Below are 25,832 nucleotides of genomic sequence, written 5' to 3'. Positions count from 1 at the left end.
ACCAAAGCTTACCAAGACGATACAACTCAACCGCCACAGATAGTGTAACCATATTGTAACAGCACACTCAAGCGATATGTTACCGTTTGGTTTACGCAAGGCTTTGATCCCCAAAAGATTGAAGCTATGAAGCAATACTACAAGGATCGCTATAACCAGAAAGTTGAGTAGTCAAGATAAGCGGTTAGGATAAAAAGCCCCTCCCCTGAGGCGGTCATGGAGTCATCTCTGTGGCCGCCTTTTTCTATGTGTGAGTAAGCAGTATTTTCCCTTGCTCCAGTTCAATTGTCCTGTGGGCCAGCGACGAGGCGATACCGTGATCATGGGTGCTGAAAATTATTGATATGTTTTGTTTGGAGTTAAGTTCTCTGAGCAGATCCACGATGATAGCCTGATTGACTTTATCAACGTTTGAAGTGGGCTCATCGCATAAAAGCACCTCCGGCTGTAGAACCAATACCCTGGCCAGGGCAACACGCTGACTCTCCCCACCAGACAGACAGGCAGCCGGTGCATGAATAAACGATTGCATACCGACTGTGTCGAGAGCCCTCTCGATGCGGTCTCTTCGTTCTAGCTTATCTACCTTGCGAACTTTCAAACCAAACTCAAGATTTTTGAAAACGGTGGTCGAAAAAAGAACGGGGTTCTGATCCAGCAGAATTACCTTACGCCTGAGTTGCTCATTTTTCTTTTGACCAAACTCTACCCGGCGCGAATCAAAATAAATCTCTCCGCTGGAAGGCGTATCTAGAAAGGCCAATAAGTTTAACAGTGTTGACTTCCCTGTGCCATTGGCCCCAAGCAGGGAATATATTTTGCCCTTTTCAATACCGAGATCAGAGATATTTAACACTTCACGACCGCCATACTCTTTTCTGAGTTTATTTAATTGGTATAAACTCATGAACGCACTTTGCCTTGCAGGAAGTGAAATACGAAGTTTAGAAAAAAACTGATACTCATCAGGATTATCCCTAAGGCCACTGCCATCACGAAGGCCCCTTTATCGTACTCCAAGGCCATGGATGTTGTCATTGTCCGCGTAAATCCCTTGATATTCCCGCCCAGCATCATGCTGATGCCAATTTCTGAAATCACCCGTCCAAATGCTGCAATTACGGCTGCCATAACCCCGAAACGCGCCTCACGAAACACCACTCTGGCCGCCTGAAAATGATTGGCCCCCAGCGCAATGGCCGTCCTCTTGTAGCGCGGATCAATGCCGCTGATAGCCGAAAGAGTAAATGCTGTAATAATTGGAATAATAAGAATGACCTGCCCAATGATAATAGCGTTCTGAGTATAGAGCAGGTCCAGTGAACCGAACATCCCTCGGCGGGATATGAAACTATAGACAAAAAGACCAATGACAACTGTCGGCAAGGCCAACAGTGTATTTAACAGTGTTATGGTCAGCCGTTTACCAGACCATTTGCTAAAGGAGATAGTAAACCCCAGAGGAACCGCAATCAAACTGGCAAACACAGTCGAGAGCAGACTTACCCGCAACGAAGTCCAAACAATCAAAAATATCTCCTTATCCAAAGAGATAATTAATTGCAGGGCAGAAACAACGCTATCAAGGAGTAAATTCATGCTTGTCTGAAGCCGCTAATCAGTAATCAAAAGAAAAATGCGGAACTAATCGATTCACAATACAAGCCCCTATCAGACAACCAGGCCTGCTATAAGGAATCCGGGAGAAACAGTTGTTTACCAAGTAATTTATAGCCATCAATCAACTTCTGCCCATTCTCCGAAACCAACCACTCTGCAAATGTTTGCGCATCTTCATAATTCACATGGGCATGCGTTTTGGAATTCACAGGGATAACGCCATACGGATTTACAAGATCGCTGTCTCCCTCACTGAGAATTTCTAAGGCAACAGGCAGATCACTTCCAAGTGTATATTTTAAATACGTACCACGATCAGCCAAGGCATAAGCCTTTTTTTCGTCGGCAAATGTCAGCGTTTTACCCATGCCCTGCCCTATTGACAAATACCATTTCCCCAAACCACCTGGGTAGGCAAAGGAGACTTTTTTCTCTTTACCTTTTTGCAGTATGGTTTCTGATCCCTGTTCCATCATAAACCCAGTTTTACTCCACAGAAACTGCTCTTTGATGTGTGTGCCGGAATCATCCCCCCGCGACACAAACAGCGCGCCACTGGCGGCTATTTTCCTGAAGGCTTCAACGGCATTCGCCATCCCCCTAATGCCTGCGGGATCGGTTGGTGGACCGACAACAACAAAATCATTGTGCATGACAGCATACCGTTTCGTTCCATAACCGTCCTGCACAAATTTCTCTTCTCGTTGCTTCGCATGAACAAAAATCAGATCAACATTACCATCAACGCCATCACGAATTGCAGCACCAGTGCCTTTGGCAATAACCTTAACGACAATCCCGGTCTCCTGTTCAAAGGCCGGTAACAGAACGTCTAATAATCCGGAAGACTGTGTACTTGTTGTCGTTGACATTTTAAGAATTTTTTCCGCCGCCTGAACCTGGGCAACCGACAAAAGAACGAAGATCAGAATAAAGGCGTAATACCGTATGTGCGTTTTCACTTGTAACCTATGGGTAATTGTTTATTTTTATTCTCCTATACCCGTTCTTCAGGCATAATTTGAGGAGGAAGGTAGAGAGTAAAGCAGGCGCCGACATCATCATTATTTCTGCATTCAATTGACCCACCGTAACTTTCTATAATCTTTCTTGAAATGGACAAGCCAAGTCCGGTACCGCCCTCTTTTCCTGTAACAAAAGGCGTAAACACGGAATCAAGTCGTTCAGTAGGAATCCCCGACCCAGTATCACAAATAACGGCCTTAATACCCCCATCTGCTTGTTTGATCAGCGATACGCTGATCAGTCCGCTATCAGAAATAGCATCAATGGCATTCAAGATAATATTTAAAAAAACCTGCGAAATCTTGGCCCCGGCAACCAGGAACTCTTCGGCATCTTCCCGGCCGGTCACATCAATGATAATTGATTTTTTACGTAGATGGTTTTCAAGAAGTTTGAGAACTTGATCGATCACTCGACTCAAAGGTTCTTTTACGAAATTGTCGGGTTGACGCTGCCCCTTCGAGTAGTTCAAAACCTCCTCAACTGTCGAGTTCAAACGGTCCGTCTCTTTGAGCAGGATGGTTACAAATTCACGTTTGGGATGTCCTTCCGGGAATTCATCAAGGAAAATTTCTGCGGTTCCGCGAATTGAGCTCAGCGGGTTTTTTATCTCATGTGCCAGAGAGGCAGAAAGCTGCCCAAGGTATGAAAGACGCTGGCTGGCCGATAACTGTTGTTCCGCTTCAATCAGAAGTTCAGTCTCCTCGTGAAGCTTCTCGTAGGATTTTTCGAGTTTCTGAGCCACCGCTTTATAGCGCTCACGAAGACGGGCCTCACGGCCTGCTATAAATCCAGTGACGGTTCCGGCAGCTATATAAAGCACTACCTCCATAAGTTCGCCAAGGTAGAGCTCGGGGCCCTTACCGATGTATAACAAAAGATGCGGGATAAAGGCGAAGGATGACAGCAATGCTAAGGTAAGTCCACCTCGAACACCAAACCACAGTGCCCCAAGAACAATGGGAAAATAGCTAAGTCGTCGATAGGTGTCGTGATAAAAAACCAGATAGCCGGGGGTGACAAAATGCAATACCCCAATACCGATAACAACAAGTATCAGAGCAAGAAAAGCAAATTTTTTCATGACCGGTAGTTGGCATTAATCTTGACGTAATCAAGTGAGAAGTCGCTGGTATAAACGACGGCTGAGTGTGAGCCTGTCGTCAGGTCAACCGTAACATCAAAACTATCTTTCCTTAATACTTCAGAGGCCTTTTTTTCAGCTTCCGCTCCACACCACAAGCCGCTATTAACCAGCTCAACATCATCAAAACTGATTGAAACCCGGTCAGGATCAAAATCGGCTTCGGAGCGTCCTAGGGCAGCAATAATTCGACCCCAGTTTGCATCCTGGCCGAAAAATGCAGTTTTCACCAATGGAGAGTTGGCAATGGTTCGGGCTGCCAGCTCTGCATCAATTGTCGACAGGGCATTAACGACCTTTATGGCCACCAGTTTGGTGGCGCCTTCGCCGTCAGCAACAATCTGCAAAGCCAGATCAAGACAAAGTTCGTCCAGAGCGGTTTTAAACTTCAAGGCCTCAGCAGAGCTCTTCTCGGTGATGCGAGCATTCCCAGCCAGGCCGCTGGCCATCAGAAACACCGTATCGTTTGTACTGGTATCTCCATCAATAGTTACTCGATTAAACGACCGCTCGGCGCTGTCCTTTAAAAAACTGTTTAAAACCTCTGGGGCGATGTCAATATCAGTTAAAATATAACCAAGCATAGTTGCCATATTGGGCATAATCATACCGGCCCCCTTGGCGATTCCCAACAGTTTAACCGGACACCCATCGACAACAATCTCTTTCACTGACAGCTTCTGAACTGTATCAGTGGTCATTATGGCCTGGGCAACATCCAGAACACGCTCGGGAGAACGCGTGGCAACCAACTGCGGGATACTGGAGAAACAACCCATTTCCAACTGCTGCCCGATGACCCCTGTTGAAGAAACATGAACAAGGTCTTCAGAGATATTTAAGGCCTCAGCCAGCATGGCTGAAGTCTTACGGGCATTCTGCATTCCCTCGGTTCCGGTACAGGCGTTGGCTATGCCGGAGTTAATCATCACAGCCTGAGCAAATCCGGACTTGATTCTCTCGATGCCAAGCAAGACCGGAGCGGCCTTTACACGGCTGGTGGTGTATACCGCGGCAGCGGCAGCAGGCCTTTCACAAGAAATCAGGCCGATATCGAGCCTTTTTTTACCCCGGATACCCGCTTCAACTGCCGAAAAAGAAAACCCTTTAACTGTTAAGTCCTGATTCATTGCAATTGTTCCTGTTTAAACAATAATAAAAAGACAGGGAGTTGAGTATATCCCTTCACGCTATATTCTACAGCCTAAAGCCTAAAAAACCTACATAGCCTTTCCGCAACAACGCTTATATTTTTTCCCTGACCCGCAAGGACAGAGGTCATTCCTGCCGACCTTATCTCCCTCACGTATGACCGGCTGATGGGCCTTCTCCTCATCGCTGCGATTCATTTCAATCCGCTGCTGTTTCTCCCGCTGCTGACGAGCCAACTGCTCAACATCATCATCCTGGACAAGGCGCACCATGAACAGCGTGGAAATAGTTTGCTGTTTAATGGTCTCCATAAGATCCATAAACATTTCAAAACCCTCTTTCTTATACTCATTAAGAGGGTTTTTCTGACCATAGCCACGCAGACCGATACCTTCCTTTAAATGGTCTATGTTAAGAAGATGATCTTTCCAGTGACTATCAACAACCTGCAGGAGAATCATACGCTCAAGATGGCGCATATTTTTTTCGCCAAGTTCCTGCTCGCGCTTTTCATATTCGGAAAGAACGTGCGCCACAACGCGCTCTCTAAGTGCATCTGCCTTGATCTCAACTTTTTCCTCAGCGCTGATCCCATGAGAAAAACCAAAACTTGAAATCATGCTCTCCTCAAGATGCGCCCAGTCCCAATCTTCGGAAGGAAGCTGATCATTGACAATTATTTCCGCCATCGGCCCAACAAGCTCCGGCACCATCTCCAGAATTAACTCCTTGACATTATCACGCTTCAACAACTCGCGGCGCTGGCTGTAGATAACCTCACGCTGCTTATTCATAACATCGTCGTACTCAAGAAGATGTTTACGAATCTCAAAGTTATGCCCCTCAACCTTACGCTGGGCATTTTCAATGGCCCGGGTAATCATCGAGTGCTCAATCGGCTCATCTTCTTCCATTCCCAAACGTTCCATGATGCCTGAAATTCGATCAGAACCAAAGATTCGCAGCAGATCGTCTTCCAGAGAGAGATAGAACCTCGATGAACCAGGGTCGCCCTGTCGACCGGAACGGCCACGAAGCTGGTTGTCAATCCTCCGAGACTCATGCCGACTGGTGGCCAGAATATGTAATCCTCCGAGATCGGCAACTCCCTCGCCAAGTTTAATATCAGTTCCACGACCAGCCATATTGGTGGCAATGGTCACCCTGCCACGATGACCTGCCTCAGCGATGATCTCCGCCTCACGGTCATGCTGCTTGGCATTTAACACCGAATGTGGAATCTTCTCTTTTTTCAGCATGCGGGAGATCATCTCGGATGTGTCAATACTAATAGTGCCGACCAACACGGGCCGCCCCTGCTCATGCAACTGCCTGATCTCCCGGACAACGGCGCGGAATTTAGCCTTGGCATTTTTATAGATAACATCGGCGTAGTCATCACGGATCATTTTAAGATGGGTTGGCACCAGCACAACATCAAGATTATAAATCTTCTTAAACTCAGGGGCTTCGGTGTCAGCTGTACCAGTCATACCAGCAAGCTTTTCGTACATTCTGAAATAATTCTGGAAGGTAATTGAAGCATAGGTCTGGTTTTCCTTTTCAACCTTCACACCTTCTTTGGCCTCCAGGGCTTGATGCAGACCATCACTGAAACGTCTACCTGGCATGGTTCTGCCGGTAAACTCATCAACAATGACCACCTCTCCATCCTTAACAATGTAGTCAACATCATTCTTAAAAAGGACATTGGCCTTTAACGATTGGTTCAGATGGTGCAGATATTCGATGTTTTTAGGATCATAAAGATTATCAACCGCCAGGAGTTTTTCGGCAAGTTCAACGCCTTCTTCCTGCAAGGACAAGGATTTTGCTTTTTCATCAACAACGTAGTGAACGCCCACCTGAAACTTTGGAGTTATGCTGTTTACCTGAACATAGAGATCGGTTGTCGCCTCCGTTGGACCCGAGATAATAAGTGGAGTCCGGGCCTCATCAATAAGAATACTATCGACCTCGTCAACCACCGCAAAATAAAACTCACGCTGGCAGAAATCAGCCATCTCAAACTTCATATTATCGCGCAGATAATCAAACCCGAACTCGTTGTTAGTTCCATACGTAACGTCGGCATGATAAGCCTGCCGCCGGGTCTTATCATCAATCCCATGTACAATAATGCCGGTAGTGAGACCAAGAAATCGATAGACTTCTCCCATCCACTCGGCGTCTCGCTTAGCCAGGTAATCATTAACGGTGACAACATGCACCCCTTTACCAGCAAGGGCGTTGAGGTAAACGGCCAGGACAGCGACCAGGGTCTTGCCCTCACCGGTTTTCATCTCAGCAATTTTGCCCTGATGCAGTATGATACCACCGACCAGCTGCACATCATAGGCTCGCATATTCAGGACCCGCTTTCCACCCTCACGAGCAACGGCAAAGGCCTCCGGCAAGAGAGCGTCAAGTGTTTCTCCAGCGGCAAGCCGCTCTTTGAACGATATAGTTTTAGCACGCAGCCCATCGTCATCGAGCTTTTGTATCTCTGGCTCAAAGGCATTAATCTTGTCAACTAAGGGCTGGATTGCTTTAAGCACCCTGTCATTTTTAGTACCAAATATTTTTGTTAGCACCTTGCCTATCATCTATTTTAACTCCAGTGAAGACTTCTATTTTTAAAATTTAATTTTCCCAGATTAAAGCTTCTTCATTACAGTCTGGAAACTTCGGACATTGAAGACAATCGCTCCATATTTTATGGGGCAACTCGTTCTTATCGATTGGCTTAAAGCCAAATTTATTAAAAAACCCTGCCTGATAGGTCAGCGTAAAGATCCGTGTGATCCCCAGTGTTTCGGCCTCATCCAGACAAGAGTTCACCAGGGCCGCCCCAATCCCTGTGCCTTGAAACTGACTTGCCACCACCAACGACCGCACCTCCGCCAGATTTTCCCAACACACGTGTAGGGCTGCGGCACCGGCAAGTATCTCTTTACCTTGCCCACCGCCCATCTCACCGTTATCAAGGACGGTATAGACCTTGAAATCTCGCAACTGGTCATACAATGAACTCAATGAGCGACCAAGAAGGAGTTCCTGCTTGGCAAAATAAGCCAGCAAATCGTAGATAGCTTTCACATCACTCATCCGGGCATTTCTTATCATATGGCTGATCCTAATCAGTTTTTTTCAGGGGCTGGCATTAAATGTTTGATAGATATCCTATCACAAAATAGATAACTTGCGATTATATTTATGGCAGCTGTTTCTGGTCGGCCGCTACAAGCATGATAAAAACCTTGCGCTGCTCAACTGACTCAAGGGTGGCGGCCAGGGAGTTAGCCTCCGCCAGACTATCAAAATGGCCAACAAACACCCGGTGGAACTTACCGTCAGGCGGATCCGGCATCAAGTAAAAAGAGTTATATTTTTTATCACGCCACTGCTGTACCGCCTTTTCCGCCCTATGCTGGTCTTTAAAGGCTGAAACCTGTACCGCAAAAAACGAAGCATCCTGACTCGCCGCCGTTTCATTTTCACTTTTAACAACAGGATCACGAACCTCTTCAGGGCTTTTCTCACTAGTACTTTCGGCCCTGGTGATTTGGGCCTCTGATCTTTTATGCCACATTTTAGAGGCAAAGCCCGGAAGATCCTTTGCCTTGTCAGAACTCTCAGAAGTTTGCAGCACGGACTGGCCAGTCCACAGACCAAACAAAAACATCCACAGAAAAATACAAAAGCTGGAGACCAACAGCCCCAGCAATCCGCCAACTCCCAACTCGATAGAGACAAGGGGTTTTTTTACTTTCTTTGTCGTTTTCTTTTTCGTTGCCATTCTAATCCAGATAAACTGACTTTCAGATACGATCCTGGATCACATTGAATCTGGAGCCGCTACGCCAATGAGGCTAAGGCCATTATGAAAAACTACTTTCAGGCTGGCGACCAGCCAAAGCCGAGCAATAGATAACTGCAGATCATCAGAAATAACTCGGTGTTTATTATAATAGCTGTGGAATTTACCGGCCAACTCCTGAAGGTAGAAAATAATCCGATGGGGAGACAAGTCAAGAGCCGCTGCCCTAATCAGTTCAGGAAAACCGGCCATGTCCTGGAGCAAAGCCATCTCCTCCGCCTCAACCAACAGGGTCAGATCGGCATCTTCAACAGCACCACGCTGCACGCCCTTCTCTGGGGCTTGGCGCAATATGCTCGCCAGTCGCGCATGACCGTATTGCACATAATAGACGGGGTTTTCCTGGCTCTGTTGTTTGGCCAAATCCAGATCAAATTCAAGTTGGCTGTCAGCTTTGCGCATTAAGAAGAAAAAGCGCACCACATCAGCCCCAACCTCATTCAACAACTCGTCGACTGTGATAAAAGTAGCCTTTCGAGTGGACATCTTCACCTGTTTGCCATCTCGAAGCAAGGTAACAAACTGATGCAAGACCACAGTGATCAATGACTCATCATATCCAAGGGCTTTCACCCCTGCCATTACATCCGGCACTGTAGCGATATGGTCAGCTCCAAAAATATTGACCATCCACTCAAAACCACGCTTAAATTTTTCGCGATGATAGGCAATATCCGGCAGTCTATAGGTTGGCTCTCCGGTACTCTTGATAATTACCCGATCTTGTTCCATACCGAACTCTGTCGTTTTAAACCACACAGCCCCTTCATCGTCATAGACCAGCCCTTTTTCCCGTAGTTTGGCAACAACATCATCGATATGACCGTCATCGTAAAGGGTATGCTCATTGAAGTAATTATCAAAATGAATGTCCATACGCTTTAACGTGCCATTAATATCGTCGAAAATGGCAGCCTCGGCCTTCTTCTGGAATGGCTCTGCGGCAGGCTCGTCCTTTAAGGAATCACCAACCTCGGCCTGTAAATCCCTGGCAATATCGTAGATATATTCGCCCTGATAGCCATCCTCGGGAAACTCAAACGCCTCCCCTAACAGCTCAAGATATCGTGAACGCAGCGACTCAGCCAGAACCCGCATCTGCCTTCCGGCATCATTATAGTAATATTCTCTGGTCACATCATGGCCCGTTGCTTCCAACAGTCGGGCAATGGCATCTCCAAGAACAGCTTGACGGCCATGCCCTATACTCAAAGGGCCGGTTGGATTGGCACTGACAAACTCAACCAGAACCTTTTTACCCTTTCCAACATTCGACGGCCCAAAGCCATCTCCACCTTGACATACCAAGGGCAGAACTTCCTGCCACACCGATTTTTTTATGAAAAAATTCACAAAACCAGGGCCTGCAATCTCAATTTTGTCAGCCAGAGGGCAATCGCCCAAAAGATCAACAAAAACTTGGGCAACCTCTCGAGGTTTCTTTTTTTCCTGACCTGCAACAATCAAGGCAAGATTTGTCGAGAAATCTCCCTGGCCATCAAATTTTGGCTTTTCGATCGTATAAACATCTTTAGCCGCATCGGCCCAGCAGCCCTTTTCAATGCCGGAAGAAAAAACAGTATCAATAATTTCTTTTAATCGAGTTCGTATCATTTGGTTGGCTAATTAGTTAATTAGTTAATTGGTTAATTGGTTAATTGGTTAACTGGGTGACACAATAGGAGGTTGACCAGTTCTCCAGTCAACCAATCATATGGCCTCAGCGATAAATTCGCTGGTTGCTATTGCCAAAAAGACAAAGCACCTCGTAGTTAATAGTTTCCATCCACCCGGCAATTTCATCAGCAGTTATCACGGCCGAATGATCTGCAAATGCCTGGGAACCCATCAGGACAACTTCGTCACCCACTTCAGCAGCTGAGATATCGGTAACATCAACAACTGTTGCGTTCATGCAAACTCTACCACAGACAGGGGCCCGTTGCCCCCTGACAATTACGGAGGCCTTGCCGGTCAGACTCCGAAGATAGCCATCGGCATAACCCACCGGCAAGATTGCCAGCCGGCTGGGACGTGCTGTTCTGGAAAGATGCCCATAGCTTACCCCATAATCTGCAGGCACCGTCTTGAGCTGAACAATTTTCGTCGCAAAGGACATTACCGGCTTCAACGACACTACGTTTCGGAGCGCTGGGTCAACCGACGGATAACAGCCATACAGAGAAATACCTGGACGCACCATTTGATGTCGCGTTTCAGGAAAATTAAGGAGTGCCGCAGAGTTAGCAATATGATAAGTGCCTTTAGGTAAAAAAGCTCCTTTTGAGTTTAAATTGTCACACTCTTGATCAAAAAGAACATTCTGGTTCATCGTGGTCGGAGAGTCAGGCTGATCGGCCATGGGAAAATGGCTCAACACCCCGGCAAGTGATACCCCGGGCAGTTTAGTAATTTCGTCAATATACAAAGAAATTTCGTCGGGCATTACACCAAGCCGCCCCATACCTGTATCTATTTTCAAGTGGACAGCAACGGTGGTGTTTCGTTTTTCGGCGTAAGCCGACAAGGCCCGGATGTTGTTCAAGTCAAAAACAACAGGGGTTAGGCCATATTCAATCAGCTCCGCAAAACAGTATGAACCCAGGAAGACAAAGATATCTCCCTGAATCCCTGCCTCTCGCAAAGCCACACCCTCATCCACCTCAGCAATACCAAAAGCATTAGCACCTGTTTCAGACAACGCCTTGGCAGAATGAACAAGGCCATGCCCGTAGGCATCAGATTTAACCATTGCCAGCAACCGCACCCGAGGGGTGACCACGGCCTGTAAGGCTTGAAAATTATGCTGTAGGGCGGCACAGTCGATATAAACTGTATTATACAAATCAGTATGTGTGGTCATAGTGGTCATAAGTGTACTATCAATTACCACAGGCCGAGAATTTCTTCACGTAAACCCACAATAGACGGCTTGAAAATAACAGTGCCCAACCTATAGCAGCATAAAGACCTCCGATGAGCTCAGCAGGAAGCCCAGAACTACGGAGTAATTTCCCCATGATGATCATCGCCAGAATCATGACCCACATCTTCACAGAGTATACACCGCCAAGGCAGGCGCCGTCTTTTTTCACAGAAATTCTTTCCAGATTTTTTCTAGCCGATTTATCAAGAATAAACAGTGATTTTAAGGTGCCAATAACAACTGCAAGAACAAGAACCCATTGGCTTCTTGTCTCAATGAGATATAACCCACCCCTGAACAATAACATGAGGCCAACCCCACTCCATATTGATGCGGCAACAATGTGATGTGTCCGGAGGGAAACCCCGGGCTTAAATTTTCGAAACACAGCGGCTCCGGAGAAACTTTAAGGGTGTAGTATATTGTCGTTAATCTATGTGCAAGAAATATCGAAGTCTGCGCTTATCTCGTGTTTTTATGGCGATAAAATTAGAGATCGGTCTGGTTTAAAGTGGTTAAGACCAGCGTCAAGGCACTTATTTCCAGTTTATCCGATTTATCCAGATTAGGTAAAAACAAGATAGGCCTACTTCCTAGCCGGAAGTAGGCCTATCAAACAACAGTATGCAGCGTAAATATTAGTCCTCTGACACAGTAATAGCACCTTCAGGACAAACTTCAACACATGTTTCACAGCCAAGACATTCGTCAATATTCACTGGCTCAGCTTTCCCATCAACCATCTCCAAAACCTGAGCTGGACATGCGTTTACACACTCTTCATCACCACTACATTTATCTTTATCAACCTGTACATCCCACATAGTAACTTCCTCCGTAAATTTAATGAATTTCAGAAACAGTTACTTTGGCAACTGCCTCAAAACTATTTGCTCAGACGATATCACCCATTAATGCAAGGTGAATTTTTTGTCAATAAAAACTTCAAGAAACAGACAGAACCAGTTACTGAAAATCCGGTGGGCTCCAGACAAGGAAACATTCAGGTAAGACCCACCTCACGCCCCAGAAAAATTAACCCGCCGAGGATGCGTGTAAACATTCATGCGATTACCCCGGGCAAATCCGATAAGCGTCACCCCATAATCTTCGCCATAGCTTATTGACATGCACGTAGGCGCTGATCGTGTTATTAAAATTGATATACGATTCCGAATAACCTTGGTCATTATTTCACCAGAAATCCTGCCACTGGACAGTAGAATTTTATCCTGGACGGAAATCCCAGCAAGAAAAGCCTTCCCTATCAGCTTGTCAACGGCGTTATGCCTGCCAACATCTTCACAAAATAAAAGTATCTCCTCGGGAGAGGCCAGGGCGGCACTATGTACGCCACCGGTTTTGTCAAATAGCCCTGAGAGGGGTCCAAACTGTTTGAACAGCTGTTTGACCTGGGTAAGAGTCACACACAGGGAGTCTCTACGCTCCCCATAACCACGCAGGTCGGCAGCCTGAGTAAAGGTTACCCCCTGACCACAACCTGAAGTAATGGTCTTCTTATTAAGCCGCTCACTCCAATCAGAAGGTAGATTTTTAAGCTTAACCGACACCCAGTAACGCTTCTCGTCAACCGTAACAGATTCAAGGGAATCTCTGCCGACTATCACTCCCTCCGAGAGCAGAAAACCAATCGCCATCGCCTCCATATCCGTAGGCGTACACATCAGAGAGACGATTTCCCTGCCATTAACAACCAAGGCAAAAGCAAGTTCGACGGCAATAAAGTCAACTACCTCTTCAACATGACCATTTACTAATTTTATAACTGGAAGCTCGCTTGCGGCATCCATCAGTGAACCTCGCTACGGAACCTTGCCTAACCAGCAAGGCTCGAGAAAAAATTATCCAGTATTAAAAACAGCTAAGCTGACACTTGCAAATTCGCAGATCAAGCGCGTCGGCCAACTGCCCGACCTCTCGACTTGGGAGCTTCAAGGACCGGGCAATTGCCAGTGCACTGGCACACTGCACACGACCATCTTCAGCGGCTTTCACCAGTTGTTCTTCGGCTTGTCCCCTCTGTTCATCAGTTAAAGACGAGCCAGAATCAGGTTTTTTTTTCATACTCATTGTCACTCCTATGTTAAGTAAACAACCTAATCCGGATAAACCGGAAATAACTACGCACTCAAACTATTTCTTCCAGATGTGACACCTAACTGTTTACGGCATCTGTGAAAAAGAAAAAACATTTATTGTACCTATTTTAGTGGCACCACCCGAACAGTTACCATTTATTTCAAAAAATTACACCCACAGCCTTTTCAATGATTTCAGCTCCTGTTTAAACACCTCTCCGGCCCTACGACAGATTGAAGCTTTTCTTAAAATCGTTTCCACTATCTGAGTTCCACAAAATACTGCGACAATTCACCGCATTTACTTTTTTCGCATAGTTTATAGTTTGAAGCAAAATATTGATAACCGGCGGGTGGAATGTATGAGATGTCACGAGCATATTGGATGTAAAAAAATGGATTGTCCAGCCCGGAAAGACACAATCATCCCGTGCTGGCAGCGTAAAGATACATTGTGCAGCCATCCAACCTGCAGGATCTTGCGCTATCACGGAGTAAAGGTGGACATCCCAACCAGAAAGATCATTTGCAGTGGATGCTCCTATTATGTTTCTGAGAACTATTTCAGGAGTTAGGAGCCGTTAAAAACCAACAGGGCTATTTATGATGCACTACCTTCCGGCTCCTTATGCCATCTGGCTCACTTAAACGGCCAGGTTATTTTCTGACAATGGCTTAGCACCGATTAAGGTCGATTTTGTTTCAGATTTCTGCTGTTTCAGGAATTGGCAGAATTTCAGATACGGAGTTGGGAGCGTCCGGTTCTTATGGCTAACAAGGTAAAAGTATCGTTCCATTTTTTCATTTCGCATAGCAATTTCACGCAAAGAGCCATTTTTCAACTCATCACGCACAGCAATCTGTGAGATAATCGCGACACCAATTTCATGTTTTGCCGCTTCTTTAATGGCGGCTGTTGAACTGAATTCTGCCGCGACCTGTTTTTTATCAATTGCAAAGCCAATCCGTTTAAAATTTTCTTCCATCGACTTTCTCGTTCCCGACCCTTTTTCTCTCAGTACAAATGGCAGCCTAGACAACTCTTTTAACTGAAGAGTTTTCTTTTGAATTAGTTTGGGCGAAGCAACAAGAATGAGCTGATCCTTAAAAAACGGTTCATATTGAAGCGAGTTTGTCTCAATTTTTGCACCGACAATGCCGCAGGACAGTTCGTTTTCCATTATTAACTGATTGATTCTCAAGGAATCTTCAATCCGTATTTGAAAAAAGATATCAGGGTAGATCTTTTGGAACTGTTTGATTTTGGCTGGGAGAATATAGGTACTTGGAATCGTACTAGCGCCAAAAACAATTTCTCCCTTCACAGCGTTTTCTCCTCCAATTATCTCCGCTTTTATTAGAGAGAGTTCATCAATAATTTGGAGCGCTTTTGGATACAGCTTCCTGGCCGAAGCCGTTGGCTCAATCGTTTTTCCGACCCTATCAAAGAGCCGACAGTCGAGCTCACTTTCAAGGTTTTTAACGTGCTCACTGACGGTAGGCTGAGAGATGTTGGTCTCTCGGGCAGCCTTTGTAAAACTTTTTGAACGATAGACCGCAGCAAAAATGCGCAGATGATGAATATCCATGATGGATGACCCCTTATAGATAGAAATTACCGATTTGACTAATCAATATTTCCTTTTAATATAGCGTGCTCATCATGAAAGAAAAGAAGAAAATCATTAAAGGGTAGATAGTACTTTTATATTTCTAACAATGGAGTGTCAGATATCATGAAAAATTTATTTGCATTTACAGTTTTGGCTGTCTTCTGGGCAATAACAGCGCCGGCGCAGGCAAACACCGTCTCCGGCCTAGTGGCCATGGATTTTGATTTATCGCACCACCCACAAGGGAAAGAGGTGATACGTCGTGATTTTCCGGCCAGAGAAGCGGCCTGGGATCCGGCAGATTATGCGATATACCTGGCACCGACTGGCCTAGCGCCTTTTAATGACCAGATAGTATCGTTGGCAGCTACGATAACAAAAGGAAAGGAAGGTGTTCTTGCCAAAGCCAAAGCCATTTACGACTGGACGGTGGAGAACACCTACCGCAACCCTGATACTAGGGGATGCGGCACAGGCGATGTCTGCCAGCTGCTCCAGGATCCGGGTGGCAAGTGCGCCGATATCAGCTCCATATACATTGCCTTGGCACGGGCCGTAGGTGTTCCAGCCCGCTAGGTTTTCGGAATCAGGATGGGAAAGAAGGAGACTCAGGATATCACCACCTGGCAGCACTGCTGGGCTGAGTTCTATCTGCCTGGTTATGGCTGGGTCCCGATTGACCCTGCCGATGTCAGGAAGATGATGCTGGTTGAAAAACTGCAACTCGATGATTCAAAGACCACAGAGTACCGTAAATACTTCTGGGGCGGCATCGACGCCTACCGTATCGGCCTGAGCGAAGGGCGCGATCTCATCCTGAACCCGCCCCAAGCTGGAGAACCTGTTAACTATCTGATGTACCCCTTTGCCCAGGCTGGTGAGACCACACTGGACTGGCTCGATCCAGCCAATTTCAAATATACCATAACCTTTCACCAGCAAACAGATACCGGCTATGGCCTGATCGACACAGAAAGCCTTAAAAAAATACTCGATGTCAATGCCCCGTAATCAGAGAAAGGCATGCCGATATACGCCGGGCCTGATTCTCCGGTGGGCGGAGTTACAACGCCTACCGTAAACTCATGAAACTTTCTTACAAGGAGATCAATCAAGCCATTTTCGCTGACTGGAAAGAGGCTGGTCTGCCAGTTGAAAATTTATAAGTACCAAATAACCCCAGACCAATGAGAACGCCATAGCTCACGATAGGGACAAAAACAGAATGGTTATCTATATAAAAAGATGAACAAAGAGCAGGGAGCATCTCAAATATGTTTTCTATACTTGAGGTTATCTCGAAAGCCGAAAAAGTTCTTACTCCATAGAAATTGAAGATTCTCAGTTTTATCACCGAGAAACCGATTATTCACAAGATTCTTGAGCATCTTGGCCTTTGGAGGGAGACGAAACGAGACCCTCCAAACAAGGCGAGCCCGCGGCAAAGACAATTGGTAAAAAATGGGAACAGAGCACCAAGAGAAAGTCAATACAAAAAATATATTCAAATTGACAACCCTACATATAGGCGCTAAAATGAGACCTATTAACAGCACCTGTAAAAGGAGGGAACATGAATACGAAATTTTCTGAAGATATTGTCCCTGTTAGCGTTCTCAAAGTGAATCCTGGCAAAATAGTCAAGCAGGTTCAAGAGGTCCATAGGCCAGTAGTTCTTACGAGCAGAGGACGAGGCGTTGCTGTTGTCCAGGCGTTACAAGATTACGAGGCTGGCGTTGAACAACAGGCTTTTATGAAAGCGGTTGTGGAAGGAATGGTTGACCTGGAAGAAGGTAGAGAAGTTTGTCTTGCTGACGTAAAAAAACGCTTGAAAATTAAGTAAGATGTCTAAAAAGATCAAAATTACATTTGCCGAATCAGCTCTTAGAGATTTGGAAGATGTGCTTGAATATTACAGTGAGAAACAGGTTGCTCACGTAGGTGAAACATTAGTTGGAAATGTCATCAAGGACGTAGAGTTACTTGTCGATCAACCAGACATGGGACGCATCGTTCCAGAATTTGACTTATTGTATCTTCGAGAGTTAATTCGCCCGCCTTTTAGAATCGTTTATCGCCGTGATCATAATATAATTCGAATTGTGAGAATCTGGCGCAGCGAGCGAATGTTGATTCTGTCCGATACTTAAACTGAAGATTGGCGGCATGACCTTTTCTAGGAAACTTCAGTTAACAACAATTAAAACAATGGAGGTTTAAGATGAAAAAATGCAGCTTGAATACATTTCTAGAAGAGATTGCCCCTTGGTTGGACAGTAAGTACATCCACAGGGCAGAAACAGACAGTAAAGGTCACTTCATACTCCACTTCCATGATGGGACAAAACACAGCTACCAGATTGACGACTGCAATGAAAAGCAGAAAGAGAAAATAATTTTAGACCTCAAGGCTCAGGGGATTAAGATTACCGGCTAACAATTAAACATTGCATAGGTAAACCAGGCCCCCAGAAGAATAAGGCAGTTGTCATCTACAGCAAATTTTGATACCTTATGCGCCGCAGATAAATAGATACTAACCATCAGGTAACCGGAACAGACAACAGATGAAACTTAAAAAAACCAAAAAAGCCTCTTCACAGCAACTAGCCAAGGATCACGCACTCAAATCAGAAAGGGCTATGATTGCAGGTATTATTGAGGGAAGCCCTGACGCAATAGGTGTTGCTGTTGTCCGACTAGACTGTGAATGCCGTAAAATGGCTGCTGTAGATAAGGATGGCGAGCCGGCCAGTAAGGTAATTGCTTACCGCGACGCAGCGGACTCAATCTGTGATAAGTGTAAAGCAGATAATGGCGCTTTCAACCGCACCGTATTCAGTTTCATCGACTGGATTGATCCTGAGCCTGACGAGCAGACCAAAAAAGAGATAGAGCAAAAAGTGCTAGGCACACACCCGACCCCTCAATAGCAACCCGTCAACAATTGCCATACTGTCTGGTGCATGCCACTTAAACGGCCAGGTTATTTTCTGACAATGGCTCAGGTTGTGTGGGTCAGGCCGCTCGACGGTTCAAGTGAGAGACCAGGCCCACATCAATTGCCGCATTTTCTTCATCGGTAAAGTACAAACCGCCAAATTCATTGGAACAGTCCGGACATCCACGTAGCCAGAGGGCATGATGACGGTACTGATTTTTAGCTCGCTGCCGGTAAACCCAACGACTGGCATTGCACTCAAAACAGAAGAGCAAAGTCCACTCCTCCCCCACCAGGGCCTGGACGCATTCCAGACAAACCGGCACAACAAGATCACGTTCCGTGGTAGCAATCTCTTTTGTGGTATCGCCAAAAGGGATAACAACGTAATCGCAAGCCCGATGCTCCTCCGGATTGGTATCCGGCCCATGGTTTAAACCGCAGTGCTCGCCATCCAACTCAGCTAACAGCCTTACAGTATCAATCGCGTCCATAGTTCACCTCACCGTTGATGGGCCCGGGAGAAACCTAATCCTGATCAAGCAGACCGCATACAAAAAAAATCCCCGAGCAGATTGGACAACAACTCCACATGTCACACGCAACCACACATGGCCGTAAAATTTTCACATTCTCGCAGATTGGCGAACGGACAACTTTCCTTTCTAAACCACTTTAGCTTGGGACACCAGTACCTATCCTTGTATGGCTCGTTACAGCCATTTGGAGTGAGTTGTCGACGTTGCTTGTCTCCGATACTGACCACATTTTTCTGGATTGAAAATTTCCACACACTCATTTTTCAGCCCTCCCGCGTCTTGTGAAAAAACTACTCTGCGCTTCGTCAATCAAAAGGTCTGCAAAATATTTCCAGGATGGCGTACCGTCAGCCATTCCAGATGAAGTCAAATAAAACGGTGCAAAAACCTACTCAAATCATAGTCCCTAGTATAAGTATCGACATTTCGCCGATTCCTGTTAACAATTTTTCTAACAATAACACAGGGGGGACTGTAGGCGGCAGGATGAAGGGGAGAGAAACAGCCTACAGAACTTGGGGCACCCTGCGCTGTTACTGATTTTTACAGCAAAATACGCGCCACAACTGCCGAAAAAGACGTACCACAACGTCAGACTAGCAATAAGCACTGTGCTTTAATCTTGAGAAGATTCCTATGAAATCCTTAAACGATGGGGGTGCTGACAGATTTTACCAACAAAGGCTTGCCCGTTATGGCGGTAAGCAAAGTAAGGGTTCCTACTCGAAAACAATGAAGTCAGTTTTTCATAAAACCGGTAAATGACCCGCAATGAGAGGTGATTCAGGGGATTTTCACCCTGACTGCACAACGAGCAAAACAGTTTTTCTAACAACACGAGCCCTCTTCCGGGATAACCACCATTTGGCACTCACTGCATTGGAATTCAAGCCGATAGGTATACCCCCTGTCCGAAATTCTCAAGGGCGGTTTAATAAAGTTGCTCCCCTTACCAGCACTCATCTTCAGACAGGCATCCAGTTGATATCGGAGACAGTAGCGGGTAGTCATAACGCCCCTGTCCAAGAGGTGGGCTTTGGAATGATCAGCATTAGACTCCCAGGCTCTTTCTCTGATCTGCACTCCGTGACGGGCATAGAATTTTTCGGCATGCGTGTTTAAAACGTTGCTATGAAAATCAAGTTCATCATCGGGATAGGCAACAGTATTGGGAATGAGCGGCACGGACTTTCGCTGATACTGTTCTATTCTTGCCTGTGTAAGCATGGCGAGAGCCTGCCGGCGAATATCATTAAGAAGGCTTAAAGGCATAAACCCGGGCAGCTTGGGATATATCGCCACCTGTACAACTCTGAAAGGCGTTTCACCTGTACGAACTAACTGTGTTTCAATATTGGTTCGGGCCCGGACTGGGTCGCGGGCTTCTTCAAATAAAGCCTCGCACCAGTATTCGACAGCCACACCATCCTCATCCTTTATTTTAAGGCAGATATCACCTTGTTCCTGTACGAACTCCATATCTACAGCAATGGTTCGACAATGGAAGGACTGCTTCAAGAGGCGAGAAAAGACAAAATCGAAGTTGCGAAAGATGCCAGTGCCAAGGGCAATATCCTGCATTTTATTGGGATAGACCTTCCCGTTAAGAACCTGATCGACACGGCATCCCGCCAGAGTCTCTTTTTTTGTAAAAAAGCAGAGGCCATCACCGTTTTGCAGATCGTGCTTGCGGATTTGGAAATAATCATGTCCTAGGCCTTCAACCTTGCCGATGAATTGTCCCGTGGATTTCGGGGTACCCAGGGAGGCTGGTTTCTCTCTGCCTCCAGTGAGATAATGGGAGGTGTAGCCACGGTTAAATGTTCGTTCCAGATCCGGCTGAAAAGCAAACGAGCAGCTACCGCTGCTGGCTCGGCAGTAATCTTTATCTCCTTCAATAAAGCGGTCAAGAGCCAACCGGTATGAGGCAGTTGTGTTTTTCACATAATCGATATCTTTGTAGCGGCCCTCAATTTTAAAAGAGCTCACCCCTGCCCCTACCAGATCAGCAATAGACGCCGAACGGTTCATGTCTTTCAGGGAAAGGAGGTGCTTATCGCTAACAATCGTTTTACCATCACCGTCCTTTAAGGTATAGGAGTGGCGGCAGGGTTGGGCGCACAACCCCCTGTTGGCGCTGCGCCCGCAGGCAAATTGGCTCATATAGCATTGCCCGCTGTAGGAAACACACAGGGCGCCATGCACAAACGTTTCCAGTTCCACCGAGGTCTGGGCCCTGATAGACGCAATCTGCTCCAGGGAAAGCTCGCGCGCCAAGACAACTTTGTCAAAACCCACCTCTTCAAGAAATTTTACCTTCTCGGCGGTCATGATATGCATTTGAGTGCTGGCAATTAGTGGAATGGGCGGCAGATCAAATTCCAACAGCCCTACATCCTGAATGATCAACCCATCAGCACCAATGGCATCGACTGAACCGATGATGTCAAGGGCCTGAGGAATCTCCTGATCGGTCAGTATGGTGTTGAGAGCAACATAGACACGGGCATGAAAAAGGTGGGCATATTGAATCAATTCGGCAATCTCGTCAATTGACCTGCCGGCCTGAGCCCTGGCGCTAAACTGCGGAGCACCGATATAGACGGCATCAGCGCCATGATCGATAGCGGCCATGCCAATCTCTGCATTTCCGGCCGGGGCCAGCAATTCAAGTTGAGTTTTCACTCGCCACCTGCCTTGAGCGCCTGGGATGAAGAAAGTGAACGTGAATTTTTGCGAATAAAATCAGAAATTTGCAGCTGAGCTTCTGCCAGGCTGGAATATAGAACCGTCTCCAAGGCTGCACTGCCCGCGACCATGGCAGAAAGTGAAGCTTGAGAGGTGCGAAACAGGCACAGGGTGGGTTTATGCCAGGCGGCAGCCCATCCCAACTCATACCCTACCCCCAGGGAAGGTTGGCTAACCTCGGCCACCACCAGATCACAACGCCTCAACCACTCCATATCCCGATCATGAATAAAGCGGTCGCTTGGCCCATCATCGCCTTTTTCGGTCAGATCCAGATCACCCACATGCTCGGTCAGCACCTCGCCAAAGGTGCGCAAGAACTCTATCATGGCCCAATAAACCCCCGCATCTTCCCTGCCACCACGAATCGATCCAGCAAAATATATCTTCAAATCCGTTTTCATTGACCCTTTCTAGCATAAAGAATAAAAAAAGAGAATCGCTATAGCCACCAGCACATCGCCCTCGACTGACAGTAGCGATTATGCTACTGTGAATTGCAGCATCGAGGTAGACCACAAAATTCCCCAAGGGCAACGACCATGGCACCTTCTATTATGGCACACATTCCCCCAATTCACTGTAAGAGACTTTGGAACTCCGATTGATGTCAAGGATTATCAAAACCGCCGCGATCGGCCTACTCTGCCTGACAACTTTTGTCCTTGGCGTAGCATTTGTCGAATTTCTACCTCTTTTTGCCCAGAAGATCATCCAGACCGCCATATCAAAAAACAGTCTCCCAATCTCCTTTAAAATACGACACGTTGGCCTCTTGGGTAGCGACATCAGAGAAATAGCTGTTGGTACCAAAACCCCCTTTGCCCGCCTGGACTCCATGCGTGTTGACTACTCGCCAGCCAGCCTCTGGCAAAAAAAGCTCAACAAAATTTCGCTTGTAGGCCTGGAACTGAATCTTCACTTCCAGGATGGCAAACTGGTCTTGCCATGGCAAGCGGCAGAAGACAGGCAGCGTAACAAAACCTCTTCCTCTGGTTTCACCGCTCACCACCTTGACGCCCTTTACAATCTTGGTGAAGTTACCATTGATCCGGCAATTATTAACCTTTCATTTGAAAAAGGAGATTTTTCCATACCCGCCTCCATCAATGTCCAGTTCAGCAAAACCATTCCTCGACTGGCTATAGTTCATGCCAAGGTGCTGCTGCGCGGCCAGCAAATCAAGACCGTAGCCGAAATTGATCTGAACACCATGGAGCTAAAAACCAGTCTTAATGCTGACTCCATTGACTTGATTCGCTTTGCTGACCTGGTTACGCCCACAGGCCTCACTGCAACTGGCACACTGGCACTTACTAGCAAAATGCACCTTGATTTGCAACCACTCTCACTGATTTCGGCAGCGGTTTCAGGAAAACTTGAACAAGCAGATATTACCTTTGGCGACCTTCAGCTAAAGACCTGCAAGGTACTCGAAAACCAGCAACCGTTTCTCTTCAACCTAACAGCCCAAAAGGAAGCTGGCCATTTAAGTGCAACATCTCTGGCAATTGATGGCTCCGTAAAAGCAATGGTAGGTGATTTGGACCTGGCTTTTAAGAAATCAGAAAACGGCATCAGCTTCGACGGCAATTTTTCACTAGACATTCCTGAACAGACCGTTGCCACAGCTCTTACTGTTGCACCGGCAAGAGTTACCACACAGCTGCGCGCAGAGGCTGATTATAGAGGCAATTGGCAGGTAGAGGCTACCTCTATAAACAAACCTGCTTTTGCGCTTTCTCAAGGAGACCTCAAGATATCTGCCAAGCTCACTGAGTACAAACTCTCTGCTACCAGTAAAGCCGACAAAACATCTTTCTTCTACACAGTAGAGCTAGCGCCACTCACGGCAGAGGCTGCCAACTTTTACGCACAGCTGCCGGAGCTTTCTGTCTCCGGTGAGACCGTGAACGGCGTCAGCAAATTTATGCTCCCGTTTAACAACCTTGTCGTCACCAATCGCGGAGATTTTTCAACCAAGGCAGAAGGTAAAATCCTGTTCAACTGGCCGTATCAACCGGAAGAAACAAAAAGCGCCATCAATATCCACACGATTCACTTGGCGGGTCAGGATCTCGGCAATCTCGACCTTACCCTTAAGCAAGAGCGCCAGGGCTTCACAATAACCGGTCGTCACCAAAACAGCCTGCTCGACACCCTATGCTTTGATTTGACTGGGTATGTAAATATTTTTGCGATTAAACCTGAGGCCAAATTACAATTAAAAAACGCCTGCAACACCTCCGTTAACGGCCTTGAACTTGGCAGATTCGCACCCAATTTATCCGGCTTCCTGGCAGATGCCGAGTTACAGATTGACGGCAAACTGCTCTACAAAGATGGCAGAACTTCGGGGCAGATTGACAGCAAAATTGAAAATATCCGCCTCACTTCAACAGAAAAAGATTTTACCCTTGAAGGTGGATCCTTTGGGCTACAGCTCAAGGAACTGCCCATAATTAAAAGTGGCCCCAAACAACAGTTTTCCTTCCAGTCGCTGAAATTTGGCAAAATAACTGCCGCCAATGGGCTGGTTGAATATCAAGTTGAATCACCGGAATCAATATTTATTGAAAAAAGCCAGTTCCAATGGAGCGACGGCCACGTCTACACGCCTGCCATGCGTTTTTCACCAATAATAAAAGATTATGATCTGATCTTCTTTTGTGACCGCCTGCATTTTGCCAAGCTACTCAACCAGTTGGGCGTGGCTACTTCCGAGGGTCAGGGCCGGGTAAACGGCCGAGTGCCGGTTCGAATTACTGATGGCAAGTTCTTTCTCGAAAACGGCTTTCTCTACTCTACTCCCGGTGAAGGTGGAAAAATCAAGCTGACCAACACCGATCTGCTGACGGATAACATCCCTAAAGGCACACCCCAATTTGCCCAGATTGATCTTGCCCGTGAGGCCTTAAAAAATTTCGACTACGACTGGGCCAAACTTGATATCAATTCTGAATCAGCTGAAGATCTACTGCTTCACTTGCAGATAAACGGTAAGCCCTCAAATCCCCTGCCCTTTGTCTACAGTGAGGAGTTTGGCGGCTTTGCCCGGGTCGATGCCTCCAGTCCAGGATCCCACTTCCAAGGTATTAAACTTGACGTTAATTTTCGCCTTCCTCTCAATCAGGTTTTACATTATGGTGATTCAATGAAGTCATTAATGAAATAGGTGGAGAATTGTCATGAAAAAATTTCTTATCATCGTGTTCTGTTCATGCTTTTTGATTTTTCCGGGCTGCACTCGGCACACTATTGAAAGTAAGCATGAAGTAACACTGCAACCCGTAGAGATAAAACCGATTCATATCACCATCGACGTCAACATTAAGGTCGATAGAGCGCTCGATGATTTCTTTGGCGATATTGATAAGGCCCAGTGATTCCACGAATAAGACGATTGATTCAAATGACACTACCGGGAGGAAAAAATGATTCGTAATAAAAACCATGCACTTTTAGCCATACTCATATCCACTCTGTTTTTTCTGAGCAGCAATGTTTTCGCTGAAACTGCCACTGACCTCAAGGAGAGGATGAAGGCACGACTGCCGGAAATTAACCAACTGAAGGACAGTGGTGTAATCGGTGAGACGTATACTGGTTTTCTGAGCATCATTGGCAGCGCTTCCGACAATGCAGTGGTTTCTGCCGAGAATGATGACCGAAAGAAAGTCTATAGCGCAATCGCCAAACAACAGGGAACAACCCCGGATCTGGTCGGCAATCGCAGAGCTTTACAAATCTACCAAAACGCAGCCCCTGGAACCTTGCTCCAGGACGACAAAGGCACGTGGTATAAGAAATAGCTGCTCCAAACTTATTTTGACTGTAGCCACCTAGCCAGATTAACCGCCAGGATCATATTATTTCCACCAAAAACTAATTCTGGAATATTGCATCAAATAAATAGCAAATAAATAGGGTCAGAGCAAATAAATAGGGTCAGAGTAAAATTAATCCTTGAATTACTTTACTACACCCTATACAAAGAAAATTATGCCACGACTCCCAAGAATAACACCAATAGATCTGCCGGTTCATGTGATCCAACGCGGAAACAATCGTCAGGTTTGCTTTGTATCTGACGAAGATCACGGAGCATATGCAGGTTGGCTCAAAGAATATTCCAAGAAATACA

General features: G+C 46.3%; 25 protein-coding genes and 1 pseudogene. 8 read left to right on the top strand and 18 right to left on the bottom strand.

Features of this window, described 5'->3' with window-relative positions; genetic code table 11:
* Positions 1–244: 244 nt before the first annotated feature.
* The 15 genes from HQK80_04510 to HQK80_04440 all read right to left on the bottom strand — a co-directional run bounded on the left by HQK80_04510 (position 245) and on the right by HQK80_04440 (position 15,436).
* On the bottom strand, positions 245–907 hold the full coding sequence (locus HQK80_04510) for an ATP-binding cassette domain-containing protein (protein MBF0221485.1): 663 nt from the start codon (positions 905–907) through the stop codon (positions 245–247).
* A complete protein-coding gene (locus HQK80_04505) occupies positions 904–1,599 on the bottom strand; it encodes an ABC transporter permease (protein MBF0221484.1) in 696 nt (231 codons plus the stop codon). Before HQK80_04505 ends, HQK80_04510 begins: the two co-directional genes overlap by 4 nt.
* Positions 1,600–1,688: 89 nt before the next feature.
* Complete coding sequence (locus tag HQK80_04500; protein ID MBF0221483.1) at positions 1,689–2,492, bottom strand: substrate-binding domain-containing protein; 804 nt, start codon at positions 2,490–2,492, stop codon at positions 1,689–1,691.
* 125 nt (positions 2,493–2,617) lie between these two features.
* The gene (locus HQK80_04495; protein MBF0221482.1) at positions 2,618–3,730 is read right to left on the bottom strand and encodes a sensor histidine kinase; all 1,113 of its coding nucleotides are present in this window, start codon (positions 3,728–3,730) and stop codon (positions 2,618–2,620) included.
* Positions 3,727–4,920, bottom strand: a complete 1,194-nt coding sequence (gene argJ, locus HQK80_04490; protein ID MBF0221481.1) for a bifunctional glutamate N-acetyltransferase/amino-acid acetyltransferase ArgJ — start codon at positions 4,918–4,920, stop codon at positions 3,727–3,729. Before argJ ends, HQK80_04495 begins: the two co-directional genes overlap by 4 nt.
* Positions 4,921–5,010: 90 nt before the next feature.
* Positions 5,011–7,548, bottom strand: a complete 2,538-nt coding sequence (gene secA / locus HQK80_04485; protein MBF0221480.1) for a preprotein translocase subunit SecA — start codon at positions 7,546–7,548, stop codon at positions 5,011–5,013.
* Positions 7,549–7,585: 37 nt separating this feature from the next.
* On the bottom strand, positions 7,586–8,068 hold the full coding sequence (locus HQK80_04480; protein MBF0221479.1) for an N-acetyltransferase: 483 nt from the start codon (positions 8,066–8,068) through the stop codon (positions 7,586–7,588).
* An 88-nt stretch (positions 8,069–8,156) separates the two neighbouring features.
* A complete protein-coding gene (locus tag HQK80_04475) occupies positions 8,157–8,741 on the bottom strand; it encodes an SPOR domain-containing protein (GenBank protein ID MBF0221478.1) in 585 nt (194 codons plus the stop codon).
* A 39-nt stretch (positions 8,742–8,780) separates the two neighbouring features.
* Complete coding sequence (locus HQK80_04470; GenBank protein MBF0221477.1) at positions 8,781–10,436, bottom strand: arginine--tRNA ligase; 1,656 nt, start codon at positions 10,434–10,436, stop codon at positions 8,781–8,783.
* A 106-nt stretch (positions 10,437–10,542) separates the two neighbouring features.
* Positions 10,543–11,694, bottom strand: coding sequence for an alanine racemase (gene alr / locus HQK80_04465; protein MBF0221476.1), 1,152 nt, complete (start codon positions 11,692–11,694; stop codon positions 10,543–10,545).
* A 10-nt stretch (positions 11,695–11,704) separates the two neighbouring features.
* Positions 11,705–12,136 carry a hypothetical protein gene (locus tag HQK80_04460; protein MBF0221475.1) on the bottom strand — a complete coding sequence of 144 codons (432 nt, stop codon included), beginning with the start codon at positions 12,134–12,136 and terminating at the stop codon, positions 11,705–11,707.
* 250 nt (positions 12,137–12,386) lie between these two features.
* On the bottom strand, positions 12,387–12,572 hold the full coding sequence (locus tag HQK80_04455; protein ID MBF0221474.1) for a 4Fe-4S binding protein: 186 nt from the start codon (positions 12,570–12,572) through the stop codon (positions 12,387–12,389).
* A gap of 195 nt (positions 12,573–12,767) precedes the next feature.
* The gene (gene fdhD / locus HQK80_04450) at positions 12,768–13,559 is read right to left on the bottom strand and encodes a formate dehydrogenase accessory sulfurtransferase FdhD (GenBank protein ID MBF0221473.1); all 792 of its coding nucleotides are present in this window, start codon (positions 13,557–13,559) and stop codon (positions 12,768–12,770) included.
* A gap of 61 nt (positions 13,560–13,620) precedes the next feature.
* Positions 13,621–13,839: a hypothetical protein gene (locus HQK80_04445; protein MBF0221472.1), complete on the bottom strand. Its 219-nt coding sequence runs from the start codon at positions 13,837–13,839 to the stop codon at positions 13,621–13,623.
* A gap of 652 nt (positions 13,840–14,491) precedes the next feature.
* On the bottom strand, positions 14,492–15,436 hold the full coding sequence (locus tag HQK80_04440; protein MBF0221471.1) for a LysR family transcriptional regulator: 945 nt from the start codon (positions 15,434–15,436) through the stop codon (positions 14,492–14,494).
* Positions 15,437–15,583: 147 nt separating this feature from the next.
* Here HQK80_04440 and HQK80_04435 point away from each other — a divergent pair.
* From HQK80_04435 to HQK80_04415, 5 genes and pseudogenes are all read left to right on the top strand, one after another.
* Positions 15,584–16,471: pseudogene (locus HQK80_04435) on the top strand (transglutaminase domain-containing protein).
* 562 nt (positions 16,472–17,033) lie between these two features.
* Complete coding sequence (locus tag HQK80_04430) at positions 17,034–17,303, top strand: type II toxin-antitoxin system Phd/YefM family antitoxin (GenBank protein ID MBF0221470.1); 270 nt, start codon at positions 17,034–17,036, stop codon at positions 17,301–17,303.
* Position 17,304: 1 nt separating this feature from the next.
* Positions 17,305–17,610, top strand: coding sequence for a type II toxin-antitoxin system RelE/ParE family toxin (locus tag HQK80_04425; protein ID MBF0221469.1), 306 nt, complete (start codon positions 17,305–17,307; stop codon positions 17,608–17,610).
* Positions 17,611–17,681: 71 nt separating this feature from the next.
* Entirely contained in the window at positions 17,682–17,897 is a 216-nt protein-coding gene (locus tag HQK80_04420; protein ID MBF0221468.1) for a hypothetical protein, read from the top strand.
* A 130-nt stretch (positions 17,898–18,027) separates the two neighbouring features.
* Positions 18,028–18,393, top strand: a complete 366-nt coding sequence (locus tag HQK80_04415) for a hypothetical protein (GenBank protein ID MBF0221467.1) — start codon at positions 18,028–18,030, stop codon at positions 18,391–18,393.
* A gap of 85 nt (positions 18,394–18,478) precedes the next feature.
* On the opposite strand, the gene HQK80_04410 is transcribed toward HQK80_04415, so the two are convergent.
* From HQK80_04410 to HQK80_04400, 3 genes are all read right to left on the bottom strand, one after another.
* A complete protein-coding gene (locus HQK80_04410; protein ID MBF0221466.1) occupies positions 18,479–18,895 on the bottom strand; it encodes a hypothetical protein in 417 nt (138 codons plus the stop codon).
* 873 nt (positions 18,896–19,768) lie between these two features.
* Positions 19,769–21,625, bottom strand: coding sequence for a U32 family peptidase (locus HQK80_04405; protein ID MBF0221465.1), 1,857 nt, complete (start codon positions 21,623–21,625; stop codon positions 19,769–19,771).
* Positions 21,622–22,080: a nucleoside 2-deoxyribosyltransferase gene (locus tag HQK80_04400; protein ID MBF0221464.1), complete on the bottom strand. Its 459-nt coding sequence runs from the start codon at positions 22,078–22,080 to the stop codon at positions 21,622–21,624. Before HQK80_04400 ends, HQK80_04405 begins: the two co-directional genes overlap by 4 nt.
* A gap of 215 nt (positions 22,081–22,295) precedes the next feature.
* Here HQK80_04400 and HQK80_04395 point away from each other — a divergent pair, with 215 nt between their 5' ends.
* From HQK80_04395 to HQK80_04385, 3 genes are read left to right on the top strand one after another with little or no spacing between them, the layout of a single operon-like run.
* Positions 22,296–24,863 (top strand): YdbH domain-containing protein, encoded by a 2,568-nt coding sequence (locus HQK80_04395; protein ID MBF0221463.1) that lies wholly within the window; start codon positions 22,296–22,298, stop codon positions 24,861–24,863.
* 31 nt (positions 24,864–24,894) lie between these two features.
* Positions 24,895–25,074 (top strand): YnbE family lipoprotein, encoded by a 180-nt coding sequence (locus tag HQK80_04390; protein MBF0221462.1) that lies wholly within the window; start codon positions 24,895–24,897, stop codon positions 25,072–25,074.
* A 48-nt stretch (positions 25,075–25,122) separates the two neighbouring features.
* A complete protein-coding gene (locus HQK80_04385; GenBank protein ID MBF0221461.1) occupies positions 25,123–25,500 on the top strand; it encodes a YdbL family protein in 378 nt (125 codons plus the stop codon).
* Positions 25,501–25,832: the final 332 nt, after the last annotated feature.

This window comes from Desulfobulbaceae bacterium (assembly GCA_015231515.1).
Classification (GTDB): domain Bacteria; phylum Desulfobacterota; class Desulfobulbia; order Desulfobulbales; family VMSU01; genus JADGBM01.
This window is presented reverse-complemented; position numbering and strand designations above follow the sequence as displayed.